Annotated in this window: 10 protein-coding genes; all 10 read right to left on the reverse strand. The window is 57.7% G+C overall.

The window, feature by feature from the left end; translation table 11 throughout:
- Positions 1-5: 5 nt before the first annotated feature.
- A complete protein-coding gene (locus ACH3PB_RS06600; RefSeq protein ID WP_416398664.1) occupies positions 6-1,343 on the reverse strand; it encodes a putative bifunctional diguanylate cyclase/phosphodiesterase in 1,338 nt (445 codons plus the stop codon).
- A gap of 18 nt (positions 1,344-1,361) precedes the next feature.
- Entirely contained in the window at positions 1,362-2,297 is a 936-nt protein-coding gene (locus tag ACH3PB_RS06605; protein ID WP_416398665.1) for an alpha/beta fold hydrolase, read from the reverse strand.
- A 53-nt stretch (positions 2,298-2,350) separates the two neighbouring features.
- A complete protein-coding gene (locus ACH3PB_RS06610) occupies positions 2,351-4,981 on the reverse strand; it encodes an acyl-CoA dehydrogenase (protein WP_416398666.1) in 2,631 nt (876 codons plus the stop codon).
- A gap of 69 nt (positions 4,982-5,050) precedes the next feature.
- A complete protein-coding gene (locus tag ACH3PB_RS06615) occupies positions 5,051-5,551 on the reverse strand; it encodes a hypothetical protein (protein WP_416398667.1) in 501 nt (166 codons plus the stop codon).
- A gap of 315 nt (positions 5,552-5,866) precedes the next feature.
- Positions 5,867-6,655, reverse strand: coding sequence for an ABC transporter ATP-binding protein (locus tag ACH3PB_RS06620; RefSeq protein WP_416398668.1), 789 nt, complete (start codon positions 6,653-6,655; stop codon positions 5,867-5,869).
- Positions 6,652-7,662, reverse strand: a complete 1,011-nt coding sequence (locus ACH3PB_RS06625) for an ABC transporter ATP-binding protein (protein WP_416398669.1) — start codon at positions 7,660-7,662, stop codon at positions 6,652-6,654. The genes ACH3PB_RS06620 and ACH3PB_RS06625 overlap by 4 nt, the downstream gene beginning before the upstream one ends.
- The gene (locus ACH3PB_RS06630; RefSeq protein ID WP_416398670.1) at positions 7,659-8,951 is read right to left on the reverse strand and encodes an ABC transporter permease; all 1,293 of its coding nucleotides are present in this window, start codon (positions 8,949-8,951) and stop codon (positions 7,659-7,661) included. Before ACH3PB_RS06630 ends, ACH3PB_RS06625 begins: the two co-directional genes overlap by 4 nt.
- Positions 8,951-9,895 (reverse strand): ABC transporter permease, encoded by a 945-nt coding sequence (locus tag ACH3PB_RS06635; RefSeq protein ID WP_416398671.1) that lies wholly within the window; start codon positions 9,893-9,895, stop codon positions 8,951-8,953. The genes ACH3PB_RS06630 and ACH3PB_RS06635 overlap by 1 nt, the downstream gene beginning before the upstream one ends.
- Entirely contained in the window at positions 9,892-11,526 is a 1,635-nt protein-coding gene (locus ACH3PB_RS06640; RefSeq protein ID WP_416398672.1) for a peptide ABC transporter substrate-binding protein, read from the reverse strand. Before ACH3PB_RS06640 ends, ACH3PB_RS06635 begins: the two co-directional genes overlap by 4 nt.
- 63 nt (positions 11,527-11,589) lie before the next feature.
- Positions 11,590-11,877: a hypothetical protein gene (locus ACH3PB_RS06645; RefSeq protein ID WP_416398673.1), complete on the reverse strand. Its 288-nt coding sequence runs from the start codon at positions 11,875-11,877 to the stop codon at positions 11,590-11,592.
- Between the last annotated feature and the right edge of the window lie 18 nt (positions 11,878-11,895).

The following is an 11,895-nucleotide window of genomic DNA, read 5'->3' on the forward strand; positions in this document are numbered from 1 at the left end:
GACGCTCAGGCCTTCCCTTGCTGGCGACGGCAAATCAGCTCGTGCAGCGCTTCGGCAGACATTGGTTGACCAATCAGAAAGCCCTGTCCGTAATCACAGCCGAGCGCACGAAGATATTCGAACTGCTCGATGGTCTCTACTCCTTCAGCTATGACCTCCAGGCCAAGTGAATGTGCCATATCGATGATGGCCTGGACGACTACCGGGTCGGCGACCGCACTGCCTGCACCACAGATGAAACTAGTATCAATCTTCAGTCGCTGCACCGGCAGGCTCTTCAGGTGGCTTGGCGAAGAATAGCCGGTGCCGTAGTCGTCGATTGCAATATGGAATCCAACTCGACCGATCGCCTGCAGCAGTGCAATTCTCTCGGCGTCGGCATCCACAAAGTTGGCCTCGGCAAGGTCAAGTTCTATGCGTCGCGGATCGATCGCGGCTCGCTCGATTCGCTGCTCGAGATCGTTGAGAAAGTTCGGTAAGTTCAGCTCTCTGGATGAGATGTTTACGGCAATGGACAGCGCCGGTACGCCTACACGGTCCCAGGTCTTGATTTGTTCGCATACGTGCTGTGACACCCACTGGCCAAGTTCGACGATCAGCCCTGTCTTGCCGGCGGTCGTGATGAACTTGTCTGCGTCCAGGAGATGGCCGTCTATCTGCTTCAACCGAAGCAGTGCTTCAGCCCCCACTATCTGTTTGTCGCGAAACCTGAACTGGGGCTGGTAAAGCAGCTGAATTCGCCGTTCGGATATGGCGAGCCGTAGCTGGTGCTCTATGTCGACATGTCGCTGCAGTTGACTCTGGATGGCCGGGGAGAAGTGCAGATAACTGTTTTGCTCACCTGCTTTCTTTACTTCATACAAGGCTGCGTCCGCCTGCTGCATCAATTCGATACGCGAGCTTGCACTTCCAGGAAAGCTTGCAATGCCTATGTTGGCCGAGACCACCAGTGACTGATGTTCAACCATGATGGGCACACTCATCGCATCCAGCAGTAAGGCGGCAAAGACCGCTGCATCTTCAGGCGCATCAAGACTTCCCAGCAGAATGCCGAACTCATCGCCACCCATGCGCGCAGCGACATCACACTCGCCAGTCAGCTTGTGTATCCTTTGCGCAACGGCCTGCAGCAGCTGGTCGCCCGCGGAATGGCCCAGGCGGTCATTGATCTCCCTGAAGCGGTTCAGGTCGAGAAACAGCACAGCGAGACTGGTCGCGCCCCTGTTAGCCTTAGCTATTGCGCTATCGAGGGCGTCTTCAAATCTCTTGCGGTCGCCCAACCCCGTGAGCGGGTCCTGTCTACTTTCATCATGCACGGCATTACCGCCGGTACTCTGGTTCACTCGTTTACTCTCCACGCCTCATACGCCAAGCGAAGGAAACACATCTGGACGATCGAGCAATACAAAATGACTGCAGTGTTCCACCTCTAGGATGGAAACGCCATGCCGCGCAGCGGACTTGGCACTGGTGGTCATCGACTCGACATCGAGTACGCGATCCTTACCCGGTACGATGATGATGCCGTGGGTGAGACAGCCAAAAATATCGGCTTCGTTCTTTTCCATCCACAACAACATTGAACGCAGGTTGGCCACCATCACGTCGGTGCGACGGGAGTTGAAGGGCAGGCCTTCAATGAAAGCGCGTTTGCGCTCGTCCTCGAGCGGGCCCCAGGCGCCACGGTTGTGGCGTGAGATTGGCTTGCGACGCCACAGTGGCACCAGAAAGCCCATGAACCACATGGCGGCGGGTGAGATGGCCGAGACCGGTCGGGCCTGGGGAAGCACGGGGGCTTCAAGTATTACCTCGACCTCCTGAAACAGATTAGGACGCTGGCGGGCAGCCTCTAGAACCACCGCGCCGCCCCTCGAGTGCCCATGCACGCGAACGCGCTGACTCTTCGGTAGATGCTCGAGCGCCTGATTCAGCACCTGCGCATCGTACTCGATGCTGCCTTCCGGCGCGGTCGGCGACTTGATCCAGTCCGCATCGACGAAACGTGGATTTTCTATAGGCAAGTGATAGGCGCAGCTGTTCACCGCGATCAGCTGCACATCTGGCTGATCGTAGAAACCAGTGAAATAGGTGAGATTTTCGACGAAACCATGCATGCAGATCACGGTCGCTGACGGGGAATCACACTGCCGCTCGACGATGGCCGCGGAGCCGGCTTGATAGACGACGCCATCAAAGGGCTCAGCGAATCGCGGCTTACTCTCTCTGCGCAGCAGCCAATAGCGCGCCAGCAGAATGACGGCCAAGGCTATACCGAACCAGAAAACGACCCATTCCATCTAGATAAACACCTATCAACCGGTCAGAACCATAGCGCCCATAGGAGCGCCCCTTATTTCAGCGCAGGCGCCGTACGCTCGTCTTCTTCCGACTGCTCACTGTCGGCATTAGGCTGCAGGCCAGTTGTATCAGACTCTGCGGTCTCTTCGACTGGTAACTTCCGGTTCTGCCCGGTGCGCTTGGTTTTGCTACCTTTCTTCCCGGGCGCGCTGGCAATATTGTCAGCCGCTTTCAGGTCATCCCGATGATAGATCACGGTGGACTTGTCAGTAGCCAAACGATCGAAGGCGAAGTCGTCCACGGTCAGCATATCGAGCACCTCCGCCTCGTAATCGCGCATGAACTCCGCATCCTCGCCTGAGATGATCTGCCGTTCGACCGCCGCTTCAACCCGTTGCTCGGGATGTAATGCGGAAGCCGGAATTTTGCCCTTGGCGTAGGCCTTGTTCACGGTATGGTAGATCTTTTCGGCTCGATCGTAATTTTTCAGCAGCTCGTTGTAGCGATACAGCGGATTGTCCTGTTCACCATCATTCCATGTGTTCCAGGTGTTACCGATGAGCTTCGCTCGGAGTGCCGTATTCGTACTGACGGCACGTGCAATCTTGTGAGTGAGCACATCCGTCGGCTGGCTGAACTGACGACCGGCCGGGAAAACGATCACACGCAGTACTGCGGCGAGTGCGCGCGACGGCAAATTGGCGAAGAACCCGCTCAGTGCTTCTTCCGCGTTGAACAGCAAGGTCTGACAGCTGTAGTCGAGCAGCGCTTTTTCGCCCTCCACTGCGGTGCCTTCGTGCCAGTTCTTCAACACCATGGACGTCAGGTAGAGTGACGACAGCACATCACCGAGACGTGCCGAAATCAGCTCCCGCTTCTTCAGGTCAGAACCCAGGCTTGCCATCGCAGCGTCCGCACACAGGCCAAAACCGGCACTGATGCGACTGACTGCAAGCGCATAGGGCGCAGCAGCCTCATCAAATGGCGTATCACGGCTGGTGATGCCCACGCCTTTGGTAAGCGCTCGTGCGAAGTTGCCGAAGATAAGACCGGCATGGCCGAAGAAGGCCTTGTCGAAGGCGTCGGAATCATTCTTGTCCCGTGCTTCGAGCTCAGAAAGCACATAAGGATGACAGCGAATCGCACCCTGGCCAAAGATCATCAGGCTGCGGGTGAGAATATTCGCCCCTTCGACTGTGATGGAGACTGCAGTGGCGTCAGTAGGGATCGCCAGATAGTTTCGCGGCCCCTTGGTAACGGCCTTGCCGCCATGGACGTCCATGGCATCATGCGCCATCTGACGCTGATATTCAGTGAGGTGATATTTCAGAATGGCCGATGGCACTGAAGGTTTCTCGCCATTGTCGACCATGTTGGCGGTATGCAGCACAGCGGCCTGAGCGATATAGGCCTTGCTGGCGATTCGCGCTAGTGGCGCCTGCACACCTTCCATATCAGCGACCGGAACGTTGAACTGGCGCCGAATCCTGGTGAAACCACCAGCGGTACCGAGCATGTATCGTCCGGCACCGCTGGCGCCTGACGGCAGTGTGACGCAGCGGCCAACAGACAGACACTCGACCAGCATACGCCAGCCCTGCCCGATCATGTCTGTACCACCGATGATCCAATCCATCGGAATGAAGACGTTTTTGCCGAAAATCGGCCCGTTCAGGAAGGGGCTACCGACAGGCCAGTGCCGCCGACCGATATCCATGCCCTTGGTGTCTCTTGGAACCAGTGCGCAGGTAATACCGCGATCCTCTTCCTCGCCCAGCAAGTGGTCTGGGTCGAACAGACGGAAGGCCAGACCGACGACCGTGGCAATCGGCGCCAGGGTGATCCAGCGCTTTTCGAAGTTGAGCTTGAGACCGAGTACCTGCTTGCCTTCGAATTCACCCATGCAGACGACGCCGGTATCCGGCAGCGATGTCGCATCGGAGCCCGCACGTGGGCCAGTCAGGCCGAAGCAAGGAATCTCCCGGCCATCGGCCAGGCGAGGCAGGTAATGCTGTTTCTGTTCTTCGGAACCGTATTTGAGCAGCAACTCACCTGGGCCGAGCGAGTTTGGAACGCCGACGGTAGTCATCAGCATCTCGTTAACGGCCAGCTTCTGCAATACCAATGACTGTGCCTTGGTAGACAGGCCCAGGCCGCCGTATTCCTTCGGGATAATCATGCCGAAGAACTTTTCCTTCTTCAGGTATTCCCAGAGTTCCGGCGGCAGATCGGCCCGCTCGACAGCCACGTCCCAGCTGTTACACATGCTGACGGCGACTGAACACTGATGGTCGATAAAGGCTTGTTCTTCGGCTGGCAGCGCTTCGGCGCGGTTTTTCAGCAGTTGATTCCAGTCGGGATTACCTGAAAACAGTGCGCCATCCCAGCCAACAGTGCCCGCATCAAGCGCCGTGCGCTCGGTGGCAGAAACTTTTGGGGAGACTTTCTTGAAATAGTCGAACAGCTTCGGAGTCAGCCATTGCTGGCGCAGACCCGGCAGACCAGCGAAGGCTGTGCCGGCAGCAGCGAGCAGTAGCAGTGCTCCGAGCACTTCGGTGTCGAGGAGAAGACCAATGATGCCGGTGACCAGCAGCACGCCAATGGCCGCCTTTGCACCCGCTTCCTTGCGCATGACAGTAAGTAAACCGGCCACAGCCAGAATGAGAACAATCAGATAGCTCATAGGATATCTCTGTGTGTCAGTGGGCTTTTGAACGACATTCCGGGAGGGACGCCGCTTGAACCAGTAATACTACGATATTTTGCTGGCTGGGGGGGCAATTGATTTGTGCATCATCCCGCGAATGTGTCGCACTGCAGGGGCACTATCCCCCCTGATTTCCTGTTGCAGGAAGGCCAGCAGTGCCTCTTCATGAGCAACGAGATAGCTCAGGAATACCTGCTCTTCGGGCGTGCTGTGGGCCAGCAGGTGACGGAACAGCGCAAGGTAGGGCTCGGCGCTACGCATCAGTATGCGCAGGCTGAGCTTCCATGGCAGACAGGCCAGGCCGAAGCCGTAAGTAAAGCCGCCAATCTTACTCAGCAGTAGCGATCCTGGCTGGATCTGCCGGCGCTGCAGCAGATCCAGCAGGCCGGCCTGTGTCTGGTGTTCGAGCAGAATGAGCAGTGAACAGAGGTGCTGGCGTTCCTTCGTCTGCAGCCATAACAGCGCTTTGAACAGTTGGACGCCCGCAACTTCAGATCGATAGGCTTTGAGAAGCTTCGCATCCGTCGAAACGTTTGCTGAGCGCATCAAGGCTCCATCAGGTCTGTCTGCTGAATGGATGTGTCCGGGATCATGTTATCCGAGCAGCCGATCAGGTTCGTCAGCAATAGCCCTGAAAAAATAAGCGCACAGCTAATTGTGGTTCGGCGCATGCAAACCGAGCGGTCAATACGCGGCCGAGGGCGTGAATTATGTAGCGTTTCATCATCAGTCCAGGTCATGGGTCTTCCTGCCGGTTATCGGCTTACTTTGTTGTATTTGTTATTGACTATCCATTCTGACTACGTAATGACCAGCAGTCTGCCCGCTATGGCTGCTGAGTACAATCCCCCTCACGAGGTGTCAGTCGACTTGTGGGATTGGACAGGCGGCCAACAGGGCCCTGGTGTACTCATGACGAGGTGCGTCGAAGACCTGATCGGCGGGACCGCTCTCGACGATCTGTCCGCGTTTCATGACGAGCACCCGGGAGGCAATCTGCCGAACGACGTTGAGGTCGTGAGTGATGAAGATGAGCGTGAGATCATGGGTATCCTGCAATCGCAGCAGCAGCGCCAGTATCTGCGCCTGGACCGATACGTCCAGTGCTGATACAGACTCGTCACTGACAATAACTTCTGGCCTCATACACAAGGCACGGGCAATACAGAGGCGCTGTCGCTGACCACCGGAAAGCTCGTGAGGTAGGCGATGGAGATGGTCGGGCTGCAGGCCGGCTTCCTTCAGCCAGTGGAGCTGGGCTTCGAGCGTTGGCTTCTGTCCTGCAAAGCGCAGCGCTTCACTGATGACTTCGCCCGCATTGAAAAACGGATTCAGTGAGCTGAGTGGATCCTGGAAAATCATCTGGATTCGCTGGCCGTAGCGTCTGAAATCCTGCTTGCGGTAGCGATCCGGCAGGCGCTCCATGCTGGCAGCATCAGTTGCAGCTCGCAGGCTCACTGAACCGCCACTCTTGTCTTCAAGGCCGCTGATCATACGGCCTACAGTGGTCTTTCCAGAGCCGCTCTCGCCGACCAGCGCAAGAATTTCTGCTGGATAGATGTCGAAGCTCACATTGTCGACCGCCACGGTCTGGCCGAATACCTTACGAAGGTTCCGAACTTCGATAAGCGGGGCATGTGGATCAGTCATGGGCGACTCAGTCTGTCGAGATTTGGGCCAGCGTCGCTAGCCAGCAGCCAACACCTGGCCATGTGGCCGTTCGCTTCAAAGGGCGGCGGCATCTGTTCGCAGCGCTGCCAGGCGTGTGGGCAACGGAACCTGAACGGGCAACCGGTCTGTATATGGTCCAGGGCCGGTGGTGCGCCAGGTATCGGTTCTATGCTCGCCCGGCCCTGCTTCCAGTTCGGTGTGCAGGCGAGCAATGCCTGGCTATAGGGATGCTTGAGGCTCTGGAAAAAACTCTGCTTGCTGGCACGTTCAACACTCTGACCGGCATACATCACTGTAACCGAGTCGGCAATTTCAGCAACCACACCAAGGTCATGAGTGATCATGATCAGGCCAATCTGCTGGGTGCGTTTCAGATCGTTCAGCAGGTCGAGGATTTCTGCCTGCACGCTCACGTCCAGCGCTGTCGTGGGCTCGTCGGCGATCACCAGTGATGGCTCGCAGATCAGCGCCATGGCGATCATGGCGCGTTGTAGCATGCCGCCGGAAAATTCATGGGGATACTGTTTTGCGCGCTTCGCCGGGTCAATGATGCCCACACGTTCGAGCCACTGCACGGCACGCCGCTTTGCGTCACCTCGACTCATGCCGAGATGCACTCGCAGCGGCTCGGCCAGCTGGTCGCCCACTGGCAACACTGGGTTGAAGGCTGCAGCTGCGTCCTGGAAAATCAGGCCGATCTGACGCCCACGCAGGCGTCTGAGTTCGCGCTGACTACAGTTGGCGAGGTCGATCGGCGCCTCGCTCGTAGGCGTAAAATGCAGCCGCTCCGCTTCAACCCTGGCTCGGCCCAGCAAGCCGAGCACGGCGAGCATGGACACCGACTTGCCGCACCCGGACTCGCCGACAATACACAGCGTTTCTTCCCGATCGACGGTGAAGCTGGCACCCTGCACTGGATATACCGCGCCACGTTCGGTCTGAATGGCAACTCTGAGATCACGAACATCCAGCAAAGCAGCCATCATTCCGCCCCTCTACGGATAGCCATGGCATCGCGCAGTGCGTCACCAAGCAGGTTGAACAACAGCACGGTTATACTGATTGCCAGCGCGGGAAACAGCATCATGTGCGGGTTTGTCAGCAGGCGCGATATACCGTCGTTGCACATGGCGCCCCAGCTCGGCGCGGGCGGCACCACGCCCATCCCGATAAAGGACAAAAAGGCTTCTGTAAAAATTGCCGATGGGATAGCGAACGTAAAGCTGACCAGCACACTACCCATGACGTTGGGAATCAGGTGTCTGACGATGAGATAACGCTGCCCAGCTCCCATCAGGCGAGCCGCCTCTATATAGGGCATTTCACGCAGGCGGAGAATTTCGCCACGCACGAGTCTGGCAGGTGACGGCCAGCCCAGGGCGATGAGTGCAATGATGAGCGCGGTAATTCCGCTCTCACCTGGCTCGGTGCCGAGTGCCACTCTAAACAGAATCATGAAGAGCAGAAACGGCAAGGCGATGACGAAATCGACGACGCTCATCATGATAGCGTCAACTCTGCCCCCGATCAGCGCCGAAGTGGCACCGTACGCTAATCCGAATAACATGTAGACGAGCGGCGCAAATATACCGATGAACAGTGAGACCTGACCGCCTGTCAATAGTCGGGACAGCATGTCACGACCGAGATGATCGGTGCCCAGCGGATGGGCCGGTAGCTCGATAGTCGTCTCGCCCTCGGCAAGTTTGGCCAGCTCGGCGTCGAACTCACTCATGGCCAACACTGGCAACACGCGGATCTGCTGGCGTTTAAGCTCCGTGCCCAGCTCATCCACTGACAGCAGCGTATATTCGTAGTGTTGAGGTCTCAGGTTCAGGCGGTCTTCGTACCAGCTGTCTTCTGCGTACAATACGGCAATCGGCATGCCGAGTGAGGCCGCATTCATACCGTCCGACCAGCGGTAGAGTTGATAGCCGCTGGCTCTCGCATCCTGCTGCCAGGCCAGCCGGACGAACTCGGTATTGGCCTCGACCAGACTCAATCTGCTTCGGGACTGCCCATCATCCCTGGCGTTGCTGGCGGGGCCTGTCCACAGTTCATCCGCATCGACGACTATGGCTGTGCGGCTGCCTATGGGCGGCGATGCAATCTGATTGAGAAACTGTGCCTCGGGATCGATTGACCAGAGGGCGGGGCCAAGTACGACCGCCAGTATCAGGCTGACCAGCGTGACGAGGCAGGCTATTGCTTTGCGATCGGCTTTGAGGCGACGCCAAACAGTCGCCCAGTACCGATGATCAGCTGCGTTTGCCATCAAGCCATGTCCCTGCTGATACGTATACGTGGATCCGCCCAGGCGTAAAGCAGGTCAAAGGCGAGGACCACAATGACCAGAAAGGCGCCATAAAACACAGTAGTGCCCATGATGACCGTATAATCCAGCTGCGCGACGGCCTGCACGAAATAGCGCCCAAGTCCCGGAATGGCGAAGACCTGCTCGACAACAAAGCCACCCGTTGTTATGCCGGCAATTGTGGGCCCCATCACGCTCAGCGTCGGCAACAGCGCGTTGCGTAGCTGATAGCGCAGGAAACATCGCCAGGGCGGCAGTCCCCTCGCCTGCGCTGCCAGTACGTAGGATTGGTCAGCTGTGTCGATGAGACTGCCTCGTAGCAGACGGGTCAGGTAGGCCATGGTGCCAAGGCCGAGCATGAGTGCTGGCGCCCAGATATGGGAAATTGAACCCCAACCTGCTACAGGTAACACCTGCCATCCCGTAAACTGGTTCATCTCCACTATGAAAAGCTGCGCGAGCGCTGCGAAAACGAAGCTCGGTACCGAGACGGCAACCATAACGCCAAGCACTGTGGCCGTATCTGGCCAGCGACGTCGCCAGATACTTGCCACCGAGCCGAAGATTAGCGCGCCGAACAGCGCGAAGATCAGCGCGAGCAGGCCGAGTATGGCCGAGACACTGAAATGCTCGGCGATGATATCGTTGACCGAGCGATTCTGCTGGGTAAAGGAGACACCAAAATCGCCCTGTAGCAGGCGCTGCATATAGATCAGATACTGCTCTCCGAGGGGCTTGTCCAGGCCATAGTAGGCCTGAAGCGTGGCGTAGATTTTCTCGGGAATCACTTTCTCGTTACTGAGTGGATCACCCGGTACGAAATGCATGGCAAAGAAAGTAGCCGTGGCAACGAACCAGATTGTAACCACTGCATACAGAATACGGTTCAGCAGATAGCGCATCATGGCGCGGCCCTGCCCTGTTGTGCACTCGTCAGTCCGTCGCTTGCGAGTTCGTCGCCTGAGAGTTTGCGGGCATAGGTGAGCAGTGGATCGCCGCCAAAGCGCAATCTCACGACACCGGTAAGCGCGGGGTCCTGTAGGTATACCAGGGCGTTTTCGTACAGCGGCAGCATGGCGGTCTCTTCACGCAGCAGGATCTGCATCTCATTGAACAGTGCTGCCCGTTCGTCAGGGTCAAGCGTCATCTGTGCCTTCGCCACCAGTGCATCATATTCGGCGCTGGCGTAGCCGCCACGATTATTCGGATTCCAGGACGCAAAGAGGTCGGCAAAGGTCATCGCATCATCATAGTCGGGCCCCCAGCCAGACATGGTGATGTCGAACAGACCTTGCGCTTCGCGAGCGATGCGTTGTTTGAAAATCTGCTTGTCGATGCGCACATCGAGGCCGAGCGCAAGCTGCAGGCGATTCTGCAGAAATTCGGCCTGCTTTCCGGCACCAGGACTATCCGATGTGAGCAGATGAATTGCTGGCGGCTCTTCCAGACCGTGGCGCGTCATGAAGATCTCAAGGTGTGCCCTCGCCTTTTCGATATCCATGCTGACTGGCGGCTGCGGATAGCGCTCCTGAATTCGAATACCAAGACTACTGACGAACTCGGGAAAGATGCTGCCTGCTGTCTCGAAGCCCGGGATGGCAATTATCTTGTCGACCAGGGTGCGAGGGCTGTACACCAGCGAAATCGCCTTGCGTAGATCAGGATCAGAGGTCACCCGATCCGGTGAGAAGTTGAATCGAAGGAAGAACAGGCTCCCGACCTTGAACTGCTTCAGCGGCATGCCGCGTTGCAGCGCAAGATCGAGATTGTCGACGCCGATATTGGCCAGTGCGATGCCGCCATCAGCAAACAGGTTCATCACCGCAAGCGGGTCAGAGGTGATGTGATCGATGTCGATCGCATCGAGCTCGACAACCTGGCTATTCCAGTAAGTCGGGTTGCGCAGCAGCTGCAGTCTGGCGCCGTGGACCCAGCTGGCTAGCGTGAACGGGCCGTTATAGGCCTGTTTGTCGGCGTCTGCCGCGTAGGCATCGCCAAAACGTTCGACGTAGTCGGCCCGTACTGGCAGGTAGGTCATATAGGCGGTCAGCGCGAGAAAGTAAGCGCAGGGTCGCTCCAGCGTGACTTCGATGGTGAAGTCGTCGAGCGCTTTGACGCCCAGGGTTTCAGCCTTCTGCTCACCATTGACGATAGCCTCGGCATTGAGGATCGGATATAGCAGGTAGGCATAGGGAGACGGTATGGCCGGGTCGACGATCCTGCGCCAGGCATAGACGAAATCGTGCGCCGTGACGATCTTGCCGTCATGCCAGCGGGCGTTGCGGCGCAGATGAAAAACAGCCCTGGTGGGCTCGAGCTCCCAGCGTTCGGCCACACCTGGTATCAGCTCGCCATCAACGCCGTAGCTGGTGAGGCCTTCTTTCAGGTGCCGCAGAAGAAACGAGGCATACTCGTCCTGCGCTGCCATGCTGTTGAGTGAGGGCGGCTCGGTCGACAGCGCGAGCGTGATCCGGCCTCCGGCGACGGCGACATGGCCTTGCAGGCACAGCAGCACCAGCGCAAGCAGGCGCGTCATCGTGAGTAATGGCTTGATGGTACTGACTCTTTCATGGACTTCCGCGGCCGGCCGGGAGTCGGATCAATGACGACGTGCCTTCTGTTTGGCACACCATGCAATATGTCGAGCAATGGCCTCATCGGCCTGAATCCGTTCCAGCGTACTGAAATCGCGTGCCAGTGTCATCTCATCATACAGGCGATGCAAGCCTCTGTGGCAAAGCCGGCAAATCCATATCCCGGCATTCAGCTGTTCACGGTCATAACGCTTCTGAAAGTGGGCGCGCCTGTGCACCTTCCGCGGAATGAGGTGATGGAAGGTCAGATCCACCGGGCGGGCGCACAGCTCGCAGCACTCCGGGCGGGTCATCTATTCGCCGAGGGGCCA

Origin of the sequence: Allohahella sp. A8 (genome assembly GCF_047946665.1) — a bacterium.
GTDB lineage: Bacteria > Pseudomonadota > Gammaproteobacteria > Pseudomonadales > Oleiphilaceae > Allohahella.